This window comes from Paraflavitalea sp., assembly GCF_059502485.1.
This window is the reverse complement of the sequence record NZ_JCACET010000008.1, coordinates 2840262-2862577: the sequence shown is the minus strand read 5'-3', so window position 1 is coordinate 2862577 and position 22316 is coordinate 2840262. Positions and strand designations below refer to the sequence as shown.

Genomic DNA, 22316 nt, shown 5'->3' with positions numbered 1-22316 from the left:
TGTGTTTATTAAAAACGGACCTGCTCAAATAAAGGCTGTGGTATTTCCAATGTAGCCGTATTGAGTGAAGCTCCGTTCTCTTCTTCTATTCCTTTATTGCTTGTGATCTTCCTTTTTCCCTGTGCGTTGAACTGCTCTATGCGGCGCTGGAGCATGGTATCATCTCCATTGAGCATCCCTTTGCGCTTTTCCAGCTTGCCGGCTTCACTGCGTGTCATACCATTATCTGTCACAGTTACCACCAGTGTGTCCTGCTTGTTTACAAACTCGACCGTTAGTTTTCCTCTGTGTCCATTGCTGTTGTTCAGCACTCCTCTGTATAGCGCCTCTTCCACCAGGCTAAGGGTCAACAATGGCAAGGTGGATGCAGCGTTTGTGCCCGGCGCCACTTTGACCTCATAATCAAATTTATCCTGAAAGCGGCATTGTTCCAACCACAGGTATTCCGTCAACAGCTCTGCTTCTTCTTTCACATTTATGAACAGCTCATCTCCAAAGTTGATCACCTTCCGCAGAAAGACCGAGAAGCGGCCCATGTATTGGAGGGTGGCTTTTTTGTCATCGCCGGTAACAAAGTACTGTATCGAGTTGAGCGAGTTGAACAAGAAATGCGGGTTCATTCTCGCCTGTAATATTTTCAGCTTCAGCAGCTGGTTCATCTGTTCTATCTGGTCGTTCTTGGCGCTCAGCTGCCGGTTTAGTTTCTGCTTTGTCTGAAAGCGGTTGTACAGCAGCAGTGACAATATGATCACGAAGAAAAATAGCACCAGCATAATGTTCCTGAATGAGCGGTGCTTCTGTACTTCTATGGCCGTATCCATTAATCTTTTGGTAACGATCTCTTTCTCCAAGGAAACCAGATCGAGGGCCGGGGTGCTTTCCTGCACGTTCTCGAATACCAGGTCTTTCACTTCTGATCCCAGGTGTTTGGCTATGATCGGGCCTACTCTCATGCGAAACAAATCTGACGAGAAGTATTCATCCATCACAGGCTTCCAATCGGACTGCATGGGCATGACGGCTGCAAATCCCTGGCGTCGGCTGGAGAGCACGTGCTGCCTTTTTACTTTGATGCCTTTTTGCAAGGCTACGATGTATACAGACAATGGAATGTATCCGAATCCTTTGTTATCGGTTGCAATGTGCCGCATCACATCATAGTCCTCCTCTTTATATATGACAGGCAAGCCGGGATAGAAATTCTTTTTCAGCGAGAGGACATCGTCCGTCATGGTGGTATTGGCCATGGCATAGGCCCGCATCTCTTTTATTTTGCCCGTAAACTCCTGCGAGCTGGCGTACATAGGCTCCAGATTATTGGTAACCAGCACGTTCAGGTCGGGCATGTAGGGCATGGTGAACTGTACTTCTTTTTGCCGGGCCGGGGTAATGGAAAAGTATGACCAGCCAAATATGCCTGACTGCTTACTGTTTTTGATCTTGTAATAAATGCTATCAAAGTTGCCAGCAGGTTCCCATTGTATGGTAAGGTCTATCCCATACTTCAGTTGCAGGTACGATCTCATGGATTCCATGATCTCGTACTCCACTCCTTCCAATATTCCTTCTTTGTTTTTATAGATAAATGGCTCTATATCATCCCATAGGGCAATTACAGTACCTTTTTTATTCCTGAACACTTCTTCCCATGAGTCGCCCCTGCCGCTGACCGGCTGGGCAACAGCAATGCTGATCATGCTCATTAACAGAACAACTACACTTAACCTTTTTACAGATCCCGGACTCCTCATGTATTGGGTGGTTTGAGCAAAGATTGGGAAATATGGTATAAAAGCGGGGTCTTACTTAGTGGATAGGCTGTTTGACTTAACGGATTTTGCGGGAGGCTCTGTTTACAGGCTACAAGTTGCCGGTTTCAGGGTGCAGATTCCAGCAAAATCCGTTAAGCCACAGGGCTGTTCTATTAACTCACGCTGTGACAGGGCTCCGGCGGCCGGTAATTTAGCTTCATCAATCAAAAAATGATCAATATGAAACATGTAGCTATTATAGGCGCCGGGATCAGCGGACTGACTACTGCCAAGGCTTTTATGGAAAGGGGCTACCGCGTGACCGTGCTGGAAAAAGCTGCCGCTATTGGTGGTGTGTGGGAGAAAAGCCGTTCGTATGTGGGAGTAGCCACTCAAACCACCCGTGATGAATATGCTTTTTCCGACTTCCCTATGCCGAAGGATTATCCTTTGTGGCCTTCGGGTGACCAGGTCCAGGCTTATCTTACTGCTTATGCAACGCGGTTCAACGTGATGCCTTATATCTGGTTCAACGTTCAGGTGGATAAACTGGAATACCGACAGGCTACCTGGGAAATAAAGCTCACTGACCTTACCAACCAGGCTACTCAATCTTTATCGTTCGACTTCGTGGCGGTTTGTACCGGCACTTTTCATAAGCCATTTATCCCTTCTTTTCCCGGCAGTGAAAGTTTTATCAAGGCTGGCGGACAGATACTGCATTCGAGCCAGGTAAAGGATAAATCTATCCTTCGTGGCAAGAAGGTGGCGGTAGTTGGTTTTGCGAAGTCGGCCACTGACATAGCTACGCTGTCAGCTGAGCTGGGAGAAAGCACAACACTGTTGTATCGTAAAGCTCAATGGAAAGTGCCGCGTTATTTTGGCAACAAAGTAAATATGCGCTACCTGCTTTTCTCCCGCCTGTCGGAAGCTTTCTTCAACGCTCCGCACAAATCTTTGTTTCAACAATTGCTTCATACTGCCGGTAAACCGCTGGTATGGGCTCAGTGGCGCGGACTGGAAGCCTTGCTGAAAATGCAATTCAAGCTTAAGGCTTGCGATATGGTGCCCAAGCACCGGATTGAAGATCAGATCAGCTGCAGTCTGGGCGTAGCGCCTGAAGGCTTTTATGAGCATGTAAGTAGTGGAAAGATCCAGGCGAAACGAACCGAAATCACGCGGATGGATGACAAACAGGTGTTCCTGCAAAACGGGGAATCCATCTCGCCTGATATTATTGTATTCGGAACTGGCTTTACGCAAGAGCTTCCTTTCCTGGAAGAAAGTTACCGCAAGCTGATCGTCTCCAACCAAGGTGGTTATCAACTATTCCGCAATATCATTCATCCACTCGTACCTCAACTGGGTTTTGTGGGCTTCAATTCCAGTTTGTTTACTACCCTTACTTCGGAGGTGGCTGCCAACTGGCTGGTGCGGTATATGGAAAACAGGTTGTCGCTGCCCTCATCCGGTCTTATCAATGCGGAGATGGACTTTATGGATCAATGGCGCCGGCATGACAGGCCTATTGCTGCCGAGTTTAGCGGTACCTGTATCGCTCCTTTCAATTATATGCACCTCGACCAGCTCATGAAAGATATGGGCTTACCTGTGAAACTTAGCCGCTGGCCGCATGAATACCTGAAGCCTATCAACCCTGCTGATTATCACAAATTGTTGCGTGGCAATAAGCAGGAAACTGCCTCGCGGCCTACTACTAAAGCGGAATACCAGTTTTATTAATCACTATCAAAGAGAATTGGGCTAAAGCCCAAAGAAAGTTAGCATATTTACCCCGGTCCTAAAGGACCGGGCAATCCGTTTACTTCGATATGCCCTTTCTTCGATATGCCTTTGCTTAGATAGCGGATTTCTCACTACGCCGCCACGGCATATTACTTTACAGTCTCGAATGGCTTCGTTCGAAATGACAAAGAAGATTGGGTTTTCGTTCGAAGGGAAAGGGTGGCTATTTTTCGCAGGCGCAGTTAACAGGATTTACCATTAAATTTGAAGGGATGTAATGCTTTGATCTACGGGGCATAATGTGTGAATAACTTCCGGGGCTGCTGTCAAAGGCATTTTCGGGAAAGGGCGTCTGATGGATCATCGGTGTGTACTAACCAAAACACAGCATTATACACATGAGAAAACCCTATTATTTCATAAATTCTACTGCTCGATGAGTCGTACAAAACACTGCTTAACGTTTTCCCTGCTCTTTTTTGTTTCCACCGCCTTGTCTCAGGCACAATCGATCCCCACTCCGAAGGAGCATTTCGGATTCAATATTGGCGACGATTATAAGCTTACTACTTATACGCAGGCGGAAGCTTATTTCAAGAAATTGGATGCTGCTTCTGACCGTGTAAAAATGGTAGACATGGGGCTTACGGAAGAAGGTCGTACGCAATGGATGCTGATCGTTACTTCTCCGGAGAATCATAAGAACCTGGACAAGTACAAGTCCATTTCTCAAAAGCTGGCGCATGCAGAAGACCTGACTGATGATCAGGCTCGCGCTCTTGCTGCTGAAGGCAAGGCTATCGTATGGATCGACGGTGGACTGCACGCCACAGAAACTGTGGGGGCTCACCAACTGATCGAAACTGCCTACCAGCTTTCGAGCCGTAAGGACCCCGAGACGATGCGCATTCTTGACAATGCCATCATCCTGATGGTGCATGCCAATCCTGACGGTCAGGAACTGGTGAGCAACTGGTATATGAAAGAATCGGACCCCAAGAAGCGGAGTTTGCAAGGTTTGCCCCGCCTGTACGAGAAGTATGCCGGGCATGATAACAACCGTGACTTCTTCATGATGAACCTGAAGGAGACGCAGAACATGAATCGCCAGCTGTATATCGAGTGGCTGCCTCAGATCATGTATAACCACCACCAGGCTGGCCCTGCAGGCTCTGTAGTAGCCGGCGCTCCTTACCGCGATCCTTTCAACTATGTGTTTGATCCATTGCTGATGACCAGCCTCGATGCTGTGGGCGCAGCCATGATCAACCGTTTGAATGCTGAGGGTAAACCTGGCTATACACAACGTACCGGTTCTACTTTCTCTACCTGGTATAATGGCGGCTTACGTACGACTACTTATTTTCATAATATTATTGGGTTGCTTACCGAGATCATCGGTAGCCCCACTCCTTCTGAAGTGCCGCTGGTACCTCAGCGTCTGATCCCTGACGGCGCGACACCTTTTCCTGTGACGCCGCAAAGGTGGCTTTTCCGTCAGTCTATCGACTACTCGATCTCATTGAACTATGCGGTATTGAACTATGCTGTTCGCTATCGTGATGAGCTGCTGTATAATTTTTATAAGATGGGTAAGAACTCCATCGAACGTGGCAGCAAGGATTACTGGGGTCTTTCGCCCAAACGTGTGAATGCCATCAATACTGCTTTTCAGAATGACCAACGCAGAACAACGGGCAATTCAAGGGGCGGCGGACAGGGCCAAGGTCCAAGTGCTGAAGCTGCCGGTGGTGGCTTCCGCGGTGGTGGTATGCCTGTGAAGTTTTTCGATTCTGTGATGAAAGATCCTGCTACCCGCGATCCCCGTGGTTTTATCCTTCCTTCTGATCAGCCAGACTTCCCTACTGCTGCTAAATTCGTAAATGCGCTGATTAAAACAGGCGTATTGGTACATAAGGCTACGGCTGATTTTACCGTGAAGGGTAAGAAATATCCTGCAGGCTCTTATGTAATAAAGACCAACCAGGCTTTCCGTCCGCACGTGCTGGATATGTTTGAGCCTCAGGATCACCCCAACGATTTCCGTTATCCAGGTGGACCTCCCGTAGCTCCTTATGATGCTGCCGGCTGGACATTGGCTTATCAGATGGGTGTACAGTTTGACCGTTTCCTCGAAGATTTCGATGGTCCATTCCAACGCATCCCATACGGTGAAGCTCAATTACCCAAGGGTACAGCTGCCAAGGCTTCTGCCGGTTATGTACTGAGCAGCGCTGCCAACAACTCTTTCCTTGTAGTAAATGAGTTATTAAAAGCGGGCGCTCCCGTATTCCGCATGAAAGATGGTGTTACCGGTTATGCAGCGGGCTCTTTCTTCGTGCCTTCTTCTGCCAAGTCCAAATCCATCATCGATAAGAGTGCTACCGACTATGGTGTTAACAGCGGCACGGTTGCCAAACGTCCATCAGGTTTGAGTGAAGTAAAGCACCTGCGTATTGCTTTGTGGGATACTTATGGTGGCTCTATGCCTTCTGGCTGGTTACGGTTTTTGTTTGAGCAATTCCATTTCGACGCAGAGGTTATCTACCCTCCTACTATCGACTCCGGCAACCTGCGTTCCAAATATGATGTGATCGTATTTGTTGGTGGCGCTATTCCAGGTGTTGCTTCTGAAGGTGGTGGCCGCGGTGGTTTCGGCGGCGGTGGTTTTGGTAACCAATCCGGCGACAGCTCTATCCCCGCAGAATATCGTGGACGTCGTGGCAGGATCTCTCCTGAGAAATCTATCCCTGAACTGAAGAAGTTCATGGAAGCTGGCGGCCGCGTTGTGACTATTGGTTCCAGCACCAGTCTTGCTTATCACCTGAAACTGCCTGTGCGCAATGCGCTGGTGGAAATGGTGAACGGTGAGGAACAAAGGTTGCCTGGTGAGAAGTATTATATCCCCGGCAGTATTTTACAGGTAAGTCTAGATTCTACTCAACAGGCTACTTATGGTTTGCCTAATGATTGTGATGTTTACTTCGATGCCAGTCCTGTATTTACCCTGGCTCCTGAGGCGGTAGCGAAAGGAACCATAAAGCCTCTTCTGTGGTTCCCAAACAATAAACCTTTACGCAGTGGCTGGGCCTGGGGCCAAGCTTATCTTGAAGGTGGTGTAACTGCTTTCGAAGCTTCTGTAGGTTCAGGTAAGTTGTATGCTTTTGGCCCGGAGATTACTTTCCGCGCTCAAACGCATGGTACGTTCAAAATGCTGTTCAACCAGTTGCTGGGAGAATAGCATCTAACATATTTCTATTATTCCAAGAGGCTGTCCTTCACCGGACAGCCTCTTTTTTTGTGCATGTCGGTTTTGTTCTATTTCAGCGGGCGGGGCCAATATAGTTTTGTGGTAAATAGTACGACATGAAACGATTCTTATTGATCATAGCAAGTATAGCAGGTCTGACTGCCTTCTTTTCTTTTGCTCCTCAAAAACCCCGAGCTGAAAGGACTGGCAAGGAACTATTTGAACGGCACTGTAAACAATGTCATGGTAAGGATGGCACCCGGGGTTTGTTTGGCGCCAAGAATTTGCAAACAAGTGCATTGGCGGATGACGCTTTGTACATGACGATTGCCAAGGGCCGGAAGGTAATGCCTTCGTGGGAGAAGAAACTGGACAGTACGGAAATGGGGCTTGTTGTGGGTTATGTAAAGACCTTAAGGAAATAGATATAGTTCTTTAGGAGTGAGGCTTTTGCTTCGTTAGCAGATTTCTCACTACGCCGCTACTGCCTGCCTTTTTTCAATCGCGAATGGCTCCGTTCGAAATGACATATTCTAAATAGATCTCCGTTCAAAAAGAGATTAAAGTATAACCCTTGTATTTATAATATATCACCATGAAAAATAAACAAATGTCTCAGCTTGTATTTATCCTCTCTACTTTATCGACCGGTCTTGTTGCCGGGTTGATGTATGCTTATTCCTGTTCTATCAATCCTGGTCTTGGCCGATTGACTGATCATGAATATCTAACTGCCATGCAATCTATCAACAGGGCTATTTTGAATCCCTTATTCTTTATGACTTTTATGGGTACGCTGGTTTTGCTGCCAGTGAGTGCGTGGCTCAGTTATGACACCTCCCGTTTTGGGTATTTCCTGGCTGCTACTATCGTCTATGCAATAGGGGTATTTGGCGTAACGATAGCCGGGAATGTGCCGCTGAATGAAGCGCTGGATAAGTTCAATATTGGCACTGCCAGTCCAGAGCAACTTTCTGCACAACGCTCGCTGTTTGAGCAGAAGTGGAATATGTTCCATGCCATCCGCACTGTTGCTAATGTTTTGAGTGCCTTACTGGCGATCTTAGGTTGTATGGCGGGTGGTAAATAAAGTTTGAAATACTTCTGTGACTAAAATATCTATGGGTGTCATTCTGTTGTTGGAATCTCCCGTGTTTCTTTTACTTTCCGTACGATCCAGGGCAAGGTGAGTCCCTGCCCGATCAGGGTGAATAGTACAACTACCACGGATATAAATATGATGGTGTTTCGTTGCGGGAAGGGTGTGCCATCTTCCAATTCAACGGGTAAACCGATGGCTATTGCCAATGATACTATTCCCCGCATGCCAGACCAACTGATGACCAGGCTTGTTTGCCAATCGAGTAGTGCTTCTTCTGATATCCTGCGCCGGGCGCGTCTACTTCGAAATGCGTGGGTGAGGTTGCTTTGTTGCATAAACACCCGTACGGTACGTAAAGCGAGTGCTACGACTGCAATCAGCAAGGCATAGCCAATGTAGGGCAATACTTGTTGGCTGTCGATGCTCTTTAATACATAAGGGAATTCCAATCCAAGGAGTATAAAGATGAGTCCATTGAGGAGGAAGATGATGATATCCCACGTCGCTTTTGATTGTTGCTTCAAGGCTTCCGGGAAGATCAGCTGACTGTAGCGTGATATACCGAGCCCCAGCACTACCACGGCGATAACGCCTGAAACATGTAATTCTTCTGCAATTCTGTATGTTACAAATGGCATGAGCAGCATAAAGCTCATCGACACCAGTGTATTGTTGTGTATGCGCCTTAGAATGAGGCCAAGGATCTTAGCGGCTGCAAAGCCAATGCCGTAGCCGCCAGCCAGCAAGCCCAGGAATTGCAGGCCTGCTTTCCAGAATACAAATGCCGCTCCTGTAACTGCTGCTACGGCAAAGCGGTAGGCTACCAGTGCAGAGGCATCATTCACCAGGCTCTCTCCTTCTAATATCGTGGTTGTTTTATGTGAAAGGCCCAGCCCTTTGGTGATACCAATAGCAGCCACTGCATCTGTAGCGGATAGTATAGCGCCCAGTACAAATGATACCGGCCAACTCATGCCGGGGATCACGTAATGTGCAATGGCCGCGATGCCTAATGTGGTAACAAATACCAACCCTATCGCCAAGGTGCTGATGGTATTGATGTGTGTTCTGAAATCTTTGAAGGAAATATTGAACGCTGCATCGTACAGTAAGGGTGGCAGGAAGATCAGGAAGACAACTTCCGGATTAAGGTTTATCTCCGGCATTGCGGGTATAAAACCTATTCCGATGCCAGCCACGATCAGCAGGATGGGGTATGGCAATTTGATCTTATCTGCTATTGCAGAAAGGCCGATCATGATGGCCATAATGATTATGACAACGGAGTAATCTTCCATAGGTTTGAAGATAGTGATTTTCGTACTTTTAGGGTATGGCAACGTTCGTTGGGCTACAGACTTTTTACAAATTGGTGAACCAGGACCCTGATTCTTTGCAGCAGGATGCAGGTCATTTCAATATTTTTAAGATCGAGGACCTGTTGTTGCCAGAACGCAAGCCTGTTACTTACAGCCGCCGTAATTTTTATAAGATCAGCCTGGTGATCGGTCATAGCAAAATCCACTATGCGGACCAATCTATCGATGTGGATGGCGCTGTGCTGGTGTTTACCAATCCTATGCTTCCTTATAATTGGGAAAGGATCAGTGAGGTGCAAAGTGGCTATGTGTGCATATTTACTGAGGCTTTCTTTAGCCGGTTTGGCAATATAAAGGAATATCCTGTTTTTCAATTTGCCGACAAGGCTGTCATTCCTCTTACTGACGCAGACCTGTCTTTTTACCAAGGCCTTTTCCTGCGCATGTTTAACGAGTTGCAGAGTGATTATGCTTTTAAGTATGACCTTCTGCGTAGCCTGCTGATGGAAGTGATCCATAGTGTGCAGAAAAAGCAACCTGCCTCCGGCAGCCCTGCTGCCGACTCTAATGCTTCGGAAAGGATCACTACATTGTTTGCCGACCTGCTTGAAAGGCAATTTCCCATCGAGCTCAGCAGTCAGGTTGTTGGGCTACATACGCCTGCTGCTTTTGCCAAGCAACTGAATATTCATGTTAATCACCTCAATAAGGCTTTAAAGGAAACCACCGGTCAAACTACTTCTCAGTTGATCAATGACAGGTTATTACAGGAGGCTAAAATCCTTCTTAAGAGTACAAACTGGACTATCAATGAAATAGCCTGGAGTCTTGGCTTTGAAGAGCCTAATCATTTTTCGAGTTTCTTTAAGGTACGGACGAAGGTCACGCCGAGGCAGTTTAGGTTGATTAGTTGAAAAGTTGATAGGTTGAAAGGGGAAGCTGATTGATTTTTGTAGTTTTTGGTTTCGAATCGGTAGTTGTGCTGATTGGGGTTGTGGGAACTTTGTATCATCTAAATAAGATGATATATGTGGACAAAAGACAAGTTACCCGATCTGACGGGAAAAACGGTGATCGTTACCGGTGCGAATACCGGTATTGGATTTGAAACAGCAGCAGCACTTTATGAAGCTGGCGCCCAGGTAATCCTCGCCTGCAGGGATTTTAGCAAGGCAACTGAAGCTATCGCCTCTATTCAACAACGAAAGGGTTCTGGTAGCCTTGCAGGTGCACAACTCGATCTTACCAGCCTGGCATCTATAGAACGATTTGCTACTGAGTTTACTAAACAGTATCAGCATCTTCATGTGCTCATCAACAATGCCGGCGTGATGATCCCTCCAGCCTCCAAAACAGCAGCCGGTTTTGAACTGCAATTTGGGGTTAATCATATCGGTCACTTTGCTCTCACCGGCCGCCTCTATCCTTTGTTGAAGGCCACACCGGGCGCCAGGGTTGTGACAGTGAGCAGTCTTGCTTACCTGCGGGGTAGCATTGATTTTGATAATTTACATTCTGAGCTCTCGTATGACCCGATGCGTGAATATTGTCAAAGCAAACTTGCCAATGTATTTTTTGCGCTTGAACTACAACGCAGGATCACTGCTTCAGGGGATGACGTTCTTTCTGTGGCTGTTCAACCGGGCGCTAACAAGACTGAGCTGGCCCGGAATATGACCGCGGCCGAGTATGCCGCAGCGCTCGAACGGTTTGGTACGCTGATGGAGCCCTGGCAAGGTGCCTTGCCTTCTTTGTATGCAGCTGCATCACCTGCCGTGAAAGGTGGCGAATTTTATGGTCCTGACCAGGATGGCGGCGTAAGGGGTTATCCTGCGCGGGCAACTATTGCTCCTCATGCGCTGGATGAGGGTATCGCCAAAAGGCTTTGGGAGCTTTCTGAAGAAGCGACAGGGCTTCGTTTTCCCGGATAAATCTGCCGGGAAGACATTAAGACGGGAAGCGCCGTCTTCGACGGCCTTTCGACGCAATAGCTTAATTAAATGATACTGAGTGATAATTGGCCTATTAAAAGAGCACCTTTCGCTTGTAGCGAAAGGTGCTCTTCTTTTTATGGCATCCTTTTATTATCTTTGCACCATCATGAAGTTGTAATCTACACATATATACCAGCAGCTCCCGCTGCTTTCGCATTGGGTCGACCGACCTACTTTTTTCATTCATCCTTATTGTTTCACGAAAATCATTGACATGAAACTTACATTCTGCCAACTGTCCAGGTATTTTATTTCCCACCAACATCTATCAGGTATATGCTTATTCATGCTCAACATATCAACTATCATGCATCCGGCAGGATGCTGTTCAAGGACGTCAACTTCTCTCTGCAAAAGGGAGAAAGGGCTGCTATCGTAGGTAATAATGGTGTAGGCAAATCCACTTTATTGCGGATTATTGCCGGCCAGGTAAAAGATTATCAAGGTGCGTTGCAGGTTAACGGCTCTTTGCATTATGTGCCTCAGCATTATGGCCACTTCAATCATCTCACCGTTGCTGGCGCACTTGGTATTGCTCCTTTACTGGAAGCTTTGCAGGCTGTAGAACATGGGGCCATCGATCAACGTTATTATGATCTGCTGGAGAACAGGTGGGACTTTGCTGCACGATGCGAATCTGCATTTGCTCACTGGGGCATCTCCGGAATTTCGCTGGACCAACCTTTGCAGCAATTGAGCGGGGGCATGAAGACAAGGTTGTTCCTTGCCGGGATCGACCTCTTCGAGCCTGCTATTGTGCTGCTGGATGAGCCTTCTAATCATCTCGATGTTCAAGCGCGCAATCAACTGTATCAATGGATGGAAACAACCAGCTGTACTTTGTTGCTTACCAGTCATGACCGTCAACTACTACGCCTTTGTTCACCCATCTGGGAGTTACAATCTGATGGCATCAAGGTATATGGTGGCAGTTATGACTTCTATGCTGAACAGAAGGAAACAGCCCAGAATGCCAAGGAGCAGCAGCTGGCCCATCATGAGAAAACATTAAAGGAAGCGAAGCTAAAACAGCAGCAGATACTTGAACGCAAACAGCGTTCCGATGCGCAAGCCCGCAGGAAAAGTTTGCACAGTGGTGACCCAAAAGGGATGATCAATGCCATGCGTACCAAGGCTGAAAGCAGTACGGGACGGCTGAAGGATGTTCATAATTCGAAGGTGGATGAACTGCGCGCCAACCTTCAGGAAGCAGCGGCCCTGGTGCAGGTGCAACGCATTATGAAGGGGTATTTTGATAAGCCAATGTTGCCTGCCGGCAAAGTGATGATACAAGCTACTGCTATCAATTACGCATGGGTGGGCGGCAACCCACTTTGGCCTGAGCCGTTAACGCTCACTATCCGTAGTGGGGACAGGCTGGCTATTGCCGGTAACAACGGTAGTGGTAAGACCACGCTCTTTAACTTGTTGCAAGGTAGCTTAACGCCTACGCAAGGGAGTATACAGCGCGGCTCTTTCTCTACCCTATTGCTGGATCAGGATTATAGTCTCATCGACCGGGATAAGACTGTTCTGCAACAGGCTATGGCTTTTAATGAGACCAAGCTTGAGGAGCCTCTATTGCATACTTTACTGGCGAACTTCCTGTTCCTGCCGGATAGCTGGGATAAGTTGTGTGCTGTTCTCAGCGGCGGGGAAATGCTGCGGCTGGCGCTGTGTTGTATGGTGCTACAAAACAAGGCACCTGATATGATCTTCCTGGATGAGCCGGTGAATAATCTTGATCTCAGTAATATTTAGATGCTGGCGAAGATATTTGCTGGTTACCGCGGGACGTTGATTGTTATATCGCATGACACAGGCTTCCTTGAAGATGCAAGGATCAAAGAGACTTTATTTCTCGTAGATCATTTTGAAGCCTAATTCACGGGCGAGCTTGCCGTAGTAGAGTTTTACGTCGCGCTCTACGAGGTACATTTTCTGGTATTGCTGGCAGAACTGGAAGTATAGCATGTCGAGGAAGGTGCTGGGCATGAAGTCGATGGTTTTTTCATATCCGGAGATCGCCAGCGCTCCGGTTTGCCGCATGAACTTGTTCAGTTCTTTGCGCATAACATACATCGTTTCGCAACTACCGAAATGGATGATCTTATTGGCGGCCCGGCCTTCCAGCATTTCTGCGATCTCTTCGAGGCGCATTGTGACGCGCTTGCCAACGTGCAAGCGACCTGCATTGCCGTGGAAGGCCATGTATAGAATGCTATACTGGTTATATCTTTTCAGGCAGGACTCTTTCAGCAGGTTCTCGAATTCCTGTTTGGAAGAGCATTGTCGGTGGGTATGGAGGACGTTCTTTTTGCTGTAGGAATTGTGTTCCAGAAACTCCAGGGCCGTCTTGATGCTTCTCCTATCGCGGAGGTCATTGGTCCAGTTGCCCTCGATGCAGAAAATGTTCTTGTGCTTGGATTTGGCGATCTTCATGTGGTAATTGATTGTAAAGCGTTCAAAAATAATATTTTTTACCACATTGTCATAGTCTACCCCCTATTCGAGGTGACACCTTTTGAAAAGGTATCACCTCGAACAGGAAGCTTAGCGATTTTCCATCCAGCTCAGGAAGGCGGTTATTTTTTCTTTGCCGATCAACAGTTCTTCCGGGGTGGGTACTAACAACCTGATGCAGAGTTTGCGGGCGGAATAGTGTTCTACTTCTTTGATGGCGCTGAAATTGACCAGGTACTGGCGGTTTACGCGGTGGAACTGCTTAGCTGATAATGCTGTTTGTACCTGTTCCATCGATTGATCGAGGGGATAGGTGTGTTTATTGAAGGTCACAATTGTTGTTGTGTCGTGCCGGATATAGATGAAGGCAATGTCTTCGGTTTGTACTATTGTGTATTTATTGTCTTTAAATACCAGGAAGCTTTTCTTTCCTTCATCGAGTCCGATCCTCTTCAGCAGGTCTTCAATGCCGGGCTGTGCAGGCTGCTGGAAAAAATTCCTGAAGTTTTCTACTTTTTCAAATGCGGCTTCAAGGTCTTCCTGTGAAAATGGTTTTAACAGGTAATCGATACCATTGGTCTTGATGGCATCCATGGCGTATTCGCCGTAGGCCGTACAAAATATTATGGGGCAATGTACTTTAACGGTTTTCAATATTTCGAAGGACAGGCCATCGGACAGCTGTATATCCATGAAGAGCAGGTCGGGGTGCTCGTTTTGTGACAGGTAGCTTACTGCGCTTTCTATGCTCTGCAATGTAGCCACTATCTGTACTCCGGGGCGTACTTTCTGGATCAGGCTGGCCAGTGACTTTGCTGCTTTTATCTCATCTTCTATTATTATCGCTTTCATATATAATGGGCAGTTTTATGGTAAACAAGGTATCGCTGTTCTCAATGATGATGTTCTTCTCCAACAGGTGTACGTAGCGCTGGTTGATATTTTCGAGCCCTATGCCTGTAGATGTTTCGGGTGTTTTCTTCGGCTGCAGGCTGTTTTCAATTACGATGAACTCTTTTTCAGCATACAGGCGAATGTGCAAAGGACGATCTAATGACACCACATTGTGTTTGATGCAATTTTCCACCAACAGTTGTAATGTGAATGGGGGGATATAGGTTTGGTGCAGTTTTTCGTCGATGGTTATGGACAGGTCAATACCATCTTCAAAGCGGGCCTTCAACAGGAAAACGTAGGCGTTCAGTATTTTCAACTCTTCTTTGAGGCTGATGAGGTCCAGTTTACGATTCTCCAATGTGAACCGGTAAAAGTCTGACAGCTTCAATATAAAATCAACGGAGTGCTTGTCCTGTGTTTCTACCATGTACTTCAAGGTGTTCAAGCTATTGAACAGGAAATGGGGATTGATCTGTTGTTTCAGTAGTTCGAACTGTGCGCTGAGGTTGTCCATCCTGGCACGTTCCAATTCAATGCTCACCCGCTGGTTGTGATAGCTTTGGTACAGTAGGTGAATGACCATGTAGAATGTAAAACTTACCAGGATCCCTCTTACTTCAATCATCAACATGACGGGGCCAAAGTCAAGGTGAGATAATAGCACTTGTTGTATGCAGGCCAGCAAGAACATTACTGCGATCCCCAGCAGTAACCCTTTTAGTAAACGTTTAAAGGAAAAGCCGCTGGCTATATCTCTTGAAGAATATACGGGCAGTGTGTACACATTGTAATACCAAACGAAAAGGGCGAATACAAATGTGACTGCCGAATTGACGATGGTTTCATAGACGTTAAAATGGCGCTCTGCTATTTTAGGAACCGACACTAACAAACCCATGAATAATGAGCTTATCCAAATGATCTTATTCGATATTTTGAATGTTTCCTTTTTCATATTTAACGCTTCAAATATATGAGGAAATATATTGTTGGGCTGGCAAAGGCAGCTGGAGTTGGCAATTGCAAGGCTGAGTTAGACAGTTTTACGCTTAACCTTTCTTCGAACGGGCCAGAGGCCCGGCATAGCCTCACTCGCCAGAGGCGAGCGAGTGTTTGCAAGCGTTAAACTAATTCGCTCCGTTGCCAGTTTCAGCTACGATTTTGTCCAACTCGCGTTTTTCGGGATTGACAGGTGCGTTTTTTGAATTCAATTTGTGGTACAAGTTGATTATAAACTTTATAAATATTCTATTATGAAAGTTATCAGATCATTTCAACTCTCACGCCTCACTCCTCTTGTGCTACCGGCCTTGTTCCTGATATTGGCAGCCTGTATCAATGTGCAAAGTGAGACTACTATGAAGCCATTGCCCCTGACGGGTGATAATAAAGGTTTTGCAGTGGTGGAATTGTTTACCTCTGAAGGCTGCTCCAGCTGTCCACCTGCCGACAAGCTCATTGAAAGGATCAGTAACGAGAATCCAGACAAGCCTATTTATGTGCTGTCTTACCACGTTGACTACTGGGACCATCAGGGCTGGAAAGATCCTTTCAGCGCCCGGGCATATACTGACCGGCAACGTATGTATGGCAGCTGGCTCAACCTGCAAACCATCTATACGCCTCAGATCGTAGTGAATGGCACGACTGAATTTGTGGGCTCAGATGCTAACACTGCTGAGCGGGCGATCTCTGAAGGACTGAATCAGAATGCAGCGAATACATTGACGCTATCGGGGAAAGTTGAGCATGGTAAGATCAATGTCGAATACCGGGAGGCTATTCATGAAAAAAGGACCGAGTTATTGCTGGCACTGGTACAAAAGAAAGGGCAAAGTAATGTAAGGGCCGGAGAAAATGCAGGCAGGCATTTATCGCATGTGCAGATCGTACGTGAATTGAAGCGTGTCGACATCAATGGTAAAACTGCCAGCATCGATGTTCCTGCAGGTTTCGATGCTGCATGCTGGGAACTCATTGGCCTCGTGCAACGTACTTCTGATGGCCGCATCACTGCTGCTACAAGATGCGAATTGTCTAACTCAGCTGCCAATTCGTCTAACTAACGGCTTTGTCGATTTATAGGAGTAAAAGCCGCGATAATTTTGGGGAACAAAATCAAAAATGAAACATATGGAAAAGACCATAACAAAAATCGACAAGGTTATTTACACTGGAAAGGTTCACACAACCGGCGGACGTGAAGGTGCTTCCCGTAGTTCTGATGGACGTTTGGATATCAAGCTTTCAACTCCCGGCTCTACCGGTGCAGGTACCAATCCTGAACAATTGTTTGCGGCCGGCTGGTCAGCTTGTTTTGAAGGCGCTATTGCTATTGCAGCCCGCAAGGCGAAGGTTGCTCTGCCTGCTGATCTTGCTATCGATGCTGAAGTAGATCTCGGCAGTGGTGATGGTGGTTACGCACTGCAGGCGCGTTTGAATGTAAGTGTGCCAGGTATTGATCGCGCTGTTGTTCAAGCATTAGTAGATGAGGCTCATCAAACCTGTCCTTACTCCAAGGCTATCCGTGGCAATGTCGATGTTGAGATAAATATTGTGTAGCTAAAGTTGGGTGTTGAAAAGTTAACAGGTTGAAAAGTTGAAAAGGAAGAAGCTGACGCGAGATCAAATGTGTATAGCGCTTTAAGGATTCAAGTTCTAAAACAAAACAGGTGTCACCTTTTGGAAAGGTAACACCTGTTTTGCAGCATAGTCTTTTTATTCTACTTCCAGTTCGGATTCTGTTTGAGTTTTGTGTTCAACAGTATTTCCTGTGAAGGGATTGGATAGAGGTAGTCTTTGGTCTCATCGAACTTCTTGGTGATGTTCTTATTGATGAGTACGTTTCCACCATTAACTCCATTCTCCAATTCGATCTCTGAACCGAGTTTCAGGTAAGCGATGCCTGCTTCTGTTGGTTTTGTGCCATCATATATCCAGATGTCTGCTTTTCCATCTGCGTCGAGGTCGAACTTACCAATGCCGGGGAAGTACATTCCTTTGAATGGCTGTGTGATCAGGTGTCCTTCTTTCCAACGCATAAGGTCATTCCAGCGGAAGTTTTCCATTACCATTTCGATCCTTCTTTCGCGACGGATCTCGAGGATCACGCCCTGGTTACTACCGCTTACGTTTTTGTACTGGGCTGCGAGGTATGGATCGGGATTAGCGTTTGCTGCTGCAAGGTCCAGGTTGGGCATACCCACGCGGTCACGTGTAAGGCGGATGGTTTTGTCAATGTCGCTTTGTTGCAAGGTTCCCAGTTCTGCTTTTGCTTCAGCCAGGTTGAGGAGTACTTCTGCCAGACGGAAGATCATCAGGGGGTTGTAGGACTTCGTGAAGCTGTCGTCTACTTCGCCTGTAACGTATTTCGTCATGTGGTAGCCGGTTACTGTGGCACCAAAGTCGGGGAAACGTTTCACTGTGCTGTTGATACGTGTATATCCCGGCGTGCGGATGGTTTGTGCCAGACGAGGATCGCGGTCTACTGTTTCTTTTGCGAATGGCAGTGTGTCGTAGCGCTGCTTGTCTGTGAAACGTGTTCCATCTTTCATCAGGTAGCTGTTTACCAGTTTCTTTTCGAGACCGGGTTTACCGTAGGATGATGTGATGGTATAGTAGTTCACGTTGTGAAATATCTGCAGGCTGCTGCTGTATTGACGGGCCAGCAACACTTCATTGGGGTTCACTGAATAGGAAGCAAACAGATCACGATAAGGCTGTGCTGTTCCTTTGTAAATGGAATAGCCGCCATTGGTGATCAGTTCTTCTGATGCTTTCACACACTCGTTGAGGAACTTGTTGGCATCGGGCAGGCTGAACTCTGTGTGATACTTTCTGAATGTTCCTTCAAAAAGGCATATGCGTGATTTCAATGCGAGGGCTGTCCATTTGGTAACTTCTGCTACTTTTTTGGTTGTCTCTGCATTTGCAATGGCAAAATCGATATCTGCCAATACTGAATCCATCACCAGTGTGCGTGGGTCGCGGGCTTTTTGCAGTTTTGCGCTGTCGTTGGATTCTATCACTTCGCTGTACCAGGGAACGTCGCCAAAGCGGGCTACCATGTTGAAGTAGAAGTATGCGCGGAAGAATTTCGCTACCGCGAGGTACTTTTTGGTGATTGCGGGATCGAGACCACCGCGTTGGTGGTTTTGTATGAAGTAGTTCACATTGCGGAGCTCGCTCCAGTTCCATCCACCGCCTGTAACGGGTATTGTACGGTTGCCTGTCAACTCTACCGGCAACGAATTTTTGATCACGTTGTCGATGCCTTCGTTGTATAAGCTAAAGCCTCTGTCGTCGTTGTCGGCGTTGGGCAGCATGCGGTCGTAGAATGAACGTACGTAGAGGTTCAATTCTGTTTCTGAACGGAATGCTGTTGTGGGTGATATCTGGGAAAGTGGTTCTCTGTCGAGGAAACCTTTTTTACACCCGGCCAATACCAGGAAGGTTAAGGACAGCACTGTATATACTATATTCTTTTTCATAATTGTCAATTTAAATGGGATCAGAATGAAAGGTCCAGACCGAATGCATAAGACTTCATGAAGGGATACACTCGTCCGTTGACTTCGGCGCTTGCCTGCTCGGGGTCGATGTACTTGGTATCGAACTTAGTCAAGGTGAACAGGTTCTCTCCGGTTACATAGAAGCGGCAATTGCTAAAGCCTAAACGTTTCATCAGGTTTGAAGGAAGTGTATATCCAATGCTCAGGTTCTTGAGGCGGATATAGGCCAGGTCCTGCATGTATTTATCTGTTGGTTGACGCAGTGTACCTCCGTCGTTGAGGGCTTCGTAGCTACGGAGCAGGGGGAAGTATGCATTGGGGTTTTCAGGACTCCAGATCTTATCCTTGAATCCGTTTGGCGTAAAGGAATAGTATGACCTTGAATAGGGTCCCCAGAATTTATCTGCATTGTTGCCGGGATACCAGTTCTGTTTGCCAATCCCCTGGAAGAAGAATGACAGGTCGAAATTGCTCCATGAAGCGCTACCTGTGATACCGAAAGAGTAGCGGGGTAAGCTGTTACCAATCACGCGCATGTCTCCGGGATCTGCCAATGTATTCTGTCCATTGTTGATGATAGAGTCGCCGTTAAAGTCTTTAAACTTCAGGTCGCCAGCGCGTAAGCGGTTCCACTCTCCTGCTGAGCTTCTGATCTGACGGTATACCAAACTCTGGCTCACTTTATCTGCACCCCATTTGGCTGCATCAGCATCTGAGGTGAAGTATCCGTCGGTGATGTATCCCCAAATTTCACCTACACGTTTGCCCACGTAATGGTCGTTGAGGCGGTTGGTAGGATTGCTGAAGCGTGTGATCTCGGCAGTGTAATCTGACAGTACGGCCCCGATGCTCCAGTTGAGGTCTTTACCGCCTACTTTGTTGCTTTGCTGCCAGGTCAGTGACACTTCAAATCCTTTGGTCAACAAATCTGCTGCGTTCTGCTGTGGTGAACCTGCTCCGAAAACCGCATTCAATGTTGGGCCTGCCGTGAGCATGTCTTTGGTAGTGCGGCGATATACATCGAATGAACCTTGCAGGCGATTGCGGAACAGGGCGATATCGAGACCAAGGTTGGTAGAGGTTGTCATTTCCCAAGTGAGGTCAGGGCTCAGGGGTGTAGGTGATGTCAATACCTGTGTACGTGCTCCATCGATTATCCAGCTGCTTTGTCCGCTACCCATTACCATTGTAGCCGGATAAGCGCTGGCTGTTTGCTGGTTGCCCAATGAGCCGTAAGAGCCTCTGATTTTCATATCGGAGATCACGCCTTTTACGGGCTCGAAGAAGTTTTCGTTGCTGATGCGCCAGCCGGCAGATACTGATGGGAAGAATCCAAAGCGGTTTCCTTTGGGGAATCTTGATGTTCCGTCGTAGCGGCCGTTCAACTCCAACAGGTATTTGCCATCGAAGTCATAGTTCAAACGCCCAAAGAATCCCATCAGGGCCCACTCGCTGGAGTTACCAGCAGCGGTGTGTGCACCTGTGCCTAAGTCCAGTTCGTTGAGGTCTTCAGACAACAGATCGGTACGTACACCACGCAGGGTTTTGAACGTGCGCAACTCCTGGTTGTAACCTGCCATGGCTTTGAATGAATGTTTGCTGATGCTCTTTTCGTAAGTACCATAGGCATTGATCACATGGTATTGATCGAGGCGGAGTACTTCGGTATACGTGTCATTGCCCACATAGCTGATGGTGCCGGGGAAGATGGACCAGGGGGCTTTCGTTCTGCGGAGTATCTCATGGGTGTTTACGCCGGGGGTTACCGGATTCAACTCATAGGTGTAGTTGGCAGTGATGTCGAAACCTTTCGCTACTTTGAAAATACCTCCGATCGTGTTGGTGAGGTTGTAGTTGCGGTTCTCTCCTTTTGATTTACCGTACAACAGGTCAGCGTAAATACCGTCTCCAATCGTATAGTTGTTCAACTCGGTTCGATAGGTAGCTGTCCCGTCGGGATTCACCGGTAAATAGGAAGGCAGGGCGTGTACTGTGATGGATACAAAGTTGCTGTTGTAGCCCCAACCCGGGAATGTGTACTTATCAACGCTCAATTGTGTATTGGTGTACAGGGTCAACCAATCGGTTACGCGTGCGTTGATCTTGGCACGGAAGTTATAGGCGTTGTACTCATCTTGATTAACCTGCATCATGCCTTTTTGTTTCTGGAAGCGACCAGAGAGGTAGTAATCTACTTTGTCGCTGCTACCGGAAACGCTGAGGGTATGTTGCATATTGGGTGTGACATCGCGGAACATCGTATTCCACCAATCTGTATTTCCGTAATAGATATACATGTCTTTTCCGTTACGGTTATCTACTACCACTGAAGGCAATGATTTATCTGTTTGCCTTTTTTTAAGTTCTTCGTAGTCTTTGTCTGTATAGCGGGTATATGTGTTACCCGTGCTGCGCAAGAAGGCTTCATCCATCATTTTGGCCACGTCGTAACCATCGGTCATAAAATCTGTACGAACGGTAGGTGTTTGCCAGCTGAAGTTGGTGCTGTAGTTAACGATCGTTTTCCCTTTCTTCGCCATTTTTGTTGTTACCAGGACCACGCCGAATGCGGCGCGTGCTCCATAGATGGCGGCAGCTGACGCATCTTTCAATACGGAGATGTTCTCAATATCGCGTGGGTTGATGAGGTTGATGTTGCCGGGTACTCCATCTACCAGAATAAGGGGCTGGTTGTTGCCGCCTGTGATGCTGGCGTATCCGCGTACATTAAACGTGCCTCCTGATCCCGGGTGACCATCTCCAAATGTGATGTTCAATCCGGGTACCCGGCCCTGCAGTGCCTGTGCGGCATTGGATACCGGCCTATCACGGATTGCTTTTGCATCCACCTGTCCTACAGCTCCTGTGAGGTTGGCTTTCTTTTGTACGCCATATCCCACTACGACCACATCACTCAATTGAGAGCTTACGCTGGTGAGCTGTATATTTAATATAATGGGTTCTCCTGCCTGATAGTTGTATCCTTTCAGTTGTTTTTGTTCGTATCCGAGGTGCGTGATGGAAAATGTGTAAGGACCACCGGGTGCGAGGCTTGCAAAGGTAAAGGAACCTTGCTCGTCGGACTGGGTGGTAGTAATAAAGTTGGAGCTCTTGTTCTCTACTGTAATGGTAGCTCCTGCAACGGGTTCATTTTTCTCGTTGTGGAGATTACCTTTTACAGCAGCAGCTTGCTGGGCTTGCAGCTGTACGTTGAGCAGCAGGCTACTCAACAAACATAAGCATGTTAGCAGACGCGTAAATTTCTTTGTCATTGGGAATAATT

Annotated in this window: 16 protein-coding genes; 9 read left to right on the top strand and 7 right to left on the bottom strand. The window is 47.2% G+C overall.

All coding sequences use genetic code 11. From position 1 onward, the window contains the following. Nucleotides 1–8: 8 nt before the first annotated feature. A complete protein-coding gene (locus AC5JBY_RS14105; protein ID WP_495905246.1) occupies nt 9–1751 on the bottom strand; it encodes a histidine kinase in 1743 nt (580 codons plus the stop codon). Nucleotides 1752–1991: 240 nt separating this feature from the next. Here AC5JBY_RS14105 and AC5JBY_RS14100 point away from each other — a divergent pair, with 240 nt between their 5' ends. The 4 genes from AC5JBY_RS14100 (at nt 1992) to AC5JBY_RS14085 (ending at nt 7837) form a co-directional block, all read left to right on the top strand. Further along, nucleotides 1992–3494: a flavin-containing monooxygenase gene (locus tag AC5JBY_RS14100; protein WP_495905245.1), complete on the top strand. Its 1503-nt coding sequence runs from the start codon at nt 1992–1994 to the stop codon at nt 3492–3494. A 439-nt stretch (nt 3495–3933) separates the two neighbouring features. Beyond that, nucleotides 3934–6738, top strand: coding sequence for a M14 family metallopeptidase (locus AC5JBY_RS14095; RefSeq protein WP_495905244.1), 2805 nt, complete (start codon nt 3934–3936; stop codon nt 6736–6738). A gap of 125 nt (nt 6739–6863) precedes the next feature. Next, a complete protein-coding gene (locus AC5JBY_RS14090; RefSeq protein WP_495905243.1) occupies nt 6864–7172 on the top strand; it encodes a c-type cytochrome in 309 nt (102 codons plus the stop codon). Nucleotides 7173–7342: 170 nt separating this feature from the next. Further along, nucleotides 7343–7837 (top strand): anthrone oxygenase family protein, encoded by a 495-nt coding sequence (locus AC5JBY_RS14085; protein ID WP_495905242.1) that lies wholly within the window; start codon nt 7343–7345, stop codon nt 7835–7837. Nucleotides 7838–7875: 38 nt separating this feature from the next. Here AC5JBY_RS14085 and AC5JBY_RS14080 read toward each other — a convergent pair whose 3' ends face one another. Further along, on the bottom strand, nt 7876–9147 hold the full coding sequence (locus AC5JBY_RS14080; protein WP_495905241.1) for a Na+/H+ antiporter: 1272 nt from the start codon (nt 9145–9147) through the stop codon (nt 7876–7878). A 35-nt stretch (nt 9148–9182) separates the two neighbouring features. On the opposite strand from AC5JBY_RS14080, the gene AC5JBY_RS14075 reads away from it, so the two are divergent. From AC5JBY_RS14075 to AC5JBY_RS14065, 3 genes are all read left to right on the top strand, one after another. Continuing rightward, nucleotides 9183–10082 carry a helix-turn-helix domain-containing protein gene (locus tag AC5JBY_RS14075; RefSeq protein WP_495905240.1) on the top strand — a complete coding sequence of 300 codons (900 nt, stop codon included), beginning with the start codon at nt 9183–9185 and terminating at the stop codon, nt 10080–10082. Nucleotides 10083–10196: 114 nt separating this feature from the next. Next, a complete protein-coding gene (locus AC5JBY_RS14070; RefSeq protein ID WP_495905239.1) occupies nt 10197–11099 on the top strand; it encodes an oxidoreductase in 903 nt (300 codons plus the stop codon). 339 nt (nt 11100–11438) lie between these two features. Further along, nucleotides 11439–12923 (top strand): ATP-binding cassette domain-containing protein, encoded by a 1485-nt coding sequence (locus AC5JBY_RS14065; protein WP_495905238.1) that lies wholly within the window; start codon nt 11439–11441, stop codon nt 12921–12923. A 93-nt stretch (nt 12924–13016) separates the two neighbouring features. Here the strand turns inward: AC5JBY_RS14065 and AC5JBY_RS14060 are convergent, their stop codons facing one another. From AC5JBY_RS14060 to AC5JBY_RS14050, 3 genes are all read right to left on the bottom strand, one after another. Next, nucleotides 13017–13604, bottom strand: a complete 588-nt coding sequence (locus tag AC5JBY_RS14060; RefSeq protein ID WP_495905237.1) for a DUF6642 family protein — start codon at nt 13602–13604, stop codon at nt 13017–13019. 111 nt (nt 13605–13715) lie between these two features. Further along, the gene (locus tag AC5JBY_RS14055; RefSeq protein WP_495905236.1) at nt 13716–14477 is read right to left on the bottom strand and encodes a LytR/AlgR family response regulator transcription factor; all 762 of its coding nucleotides are present in this window, start codon (nt 14475–14477) and stop codon (nt 13716–13718) included. Next, a complete protein-coding gene (locus AC5JBY_RS14050) occupies nt 14452–15477 on the bottom strand; it encodes a sensor histidine kinase (protein WP_495905235.1) in 1026 nt (341 codons plus the stop codon). Before AC5JBY_RS14050 ends, AC5JBY_RS14055 begins: the two co-directional genes overlap by 26 nt. Before the next feature lie 298 nt (nt 15478–15775). Here AC5JBY_RS14050 and AC5JBY_RS14045 point away from each other — a divergent pair, with 298 nt between their 5' ends. Together AC5JBY_RS14045 and AC5JBY_RS14040 are read left to right on the top strand one after the other, a co-directional pair. Beyond that, on the top strand, nt 15776–16588 hold the full coding sequence (locus tag AC5JBY_RS14045; RefSeq protein ID WP_495905234.1) for a DUF1223 domain-containing protein: 813 nt from the start codon (nt 15776–15778) through the stop codon (nt 16586–16588). Nucleotides 16589–16655: 67 nt separating this feature from the next. Beyond that, nucleotides 16656–17084: an organic hydroperoxide resistance protein gene (locus AC5JBY_RS14040; RefSeq protein ID WP_495905233.1), complete on the top strand. Its 429-nt coding sequence runs from the start codon at nt 16656–16658 to the stop codon at nt 17082–17084. A 161-nt stretch (nt 17085–17245) separates the two neighbouring features. On the opposite strand, the gene AC5JBY_RS14035 is transcribed toward AC5JBY_RS14040, so the two are convergent. Next, a complete protein-coding gene (locus tag AC5JBY_RS14035; RefSeq protein WP_495905232.1) occupies nt 17246–19012 on the bottom strand; it encodes a RagB/SusD family nutrient uptake outer membrane protein in 1767 nt (588 codons plus the stop codon). Between the two features lie 20 nt (nt 19013–19032). Continuing rightward, nucleotides 19033–22305 (bottom strand): SusC/RagA family TonB-linked outer membrane protein, encoded by a 3273-nt coding sequence (locus tag AC5JBY_RS14030; RefSeq protein ID WP_495905231.1) that lies wholly within the window; start codon nt 22303–22305, stop codon nt 19033–19035. Nucleotides 22306–22316 lie beyond the last annotated feature (11 nt).

Coding starts and splice junctions, on each gene's coding strand:
- AC5JBY_RS14105 (WP_495905246.1), bottom strand. CDS start 1,751: ATGAGGAGTCCGGGATCTGTAAAAAGGTTAAGTGTAGTTGTTCTGTTA.
- AC5JBY_RS14100 (WP_495905245.1), top strand. CDS start 1,992: ATGAAACATGTAGCTATTATAGGCGCCGGGATCAGCGGACTGACTACT.
- AC5JBY_RS14095 (WP_495905244.1), top strand. CDS start 3,934: ATGAGTCGTACAAAACACTGCTTAACGTTTTCCCTGCTCTTTTTTGTT.
- AC5JBY_RS14090 (WP_495905243.1), top strand. CDS start 6,864: ATGAAACGATTCTTATTGATCATAGCAAGTATAGCAGGTCTGACTGCC.
- AC5JBY_RS14085 (WP_495905242.1), top strand. CDS start 7,343: ATGAAAAATAAACAAATGTCTCAGCTTGTATTTATCCTCTCTACTTTA.
- AC5JBY_RS14080 (WP_495905241.1), bottom strand. CDS start 9,147: ATGGAAGATTACTCCGTTGTCATAATCATTATGGCCATCATGATCGGC.
- AC5JBY_RS14075 (WP_495905240.1), top strand. CDS start 9,183: ATGGCAACGTTCGTTGGGCTACAGACTTTTTACAAATTGGTGAACCAG.
- AC5JBY_RS14070 (WP_495905239.1), top strand. CDS start 10,197: ATGTGGACAAAAGACAAGTTACCCGATCTGACGGGAAAAACGGTGATC.
- AC5JBY_RS14065 (WP_495905238.1), top strand. CDS start 11,439: ATGCTTATTCATGCTCAACATATCAACTATCATGCATCCGGCAGGATG.
- AC5JBY_RS14060 (WP_495905237.1), bottom strand. CDS start 13,604: ATGAAGATCGCCAAATCCAAGCACAAGAACATTTTCTGCATCGAGGGC.
- AC5JBY_RS14055 (WP_495905236.1), bottom strand. CDS start 14,477: ATGAAAGCGATAATAATAGAAGATGAGATAAAAGCAGCAAAGTCACTG.
- AC5JBY_RS14050 (WP_495905235.1), bottom strand. CDS start 15,477: ATGAAAAAGGAAACATTCAAAATATCGAATAAGATCATTTGGATAAGC.
- AC5JBY_RS14045 (WP_495905234.1), top strand. CDS start 15,776: ATGAAAGTTATCAGATCATTTCAACTCTCACGCCTCACTCCTCTTGTG.
- AC5JBY_RS14040 (WP_495905233.1), top strand. CDS start 16,656: ATGGAAAAGACCATAACAAAAATCGACAAGGTTATTTACACTGGAAAG.
- AC5JBY_RS14035 (WP_495905232.1), bottom strand. CDS start 19,012: ATGAAAAAGAATATAGTATATACAGTGCTGTCCTTAACCTTCCTGGTA.
- AC5JBY_RS14030 (WP_495905231.1), bottom strand. CDS start 22,305: ATGACAAAGAAATTTACGCGTCTGCTAACATGCTTATGTTTGTTGAGT.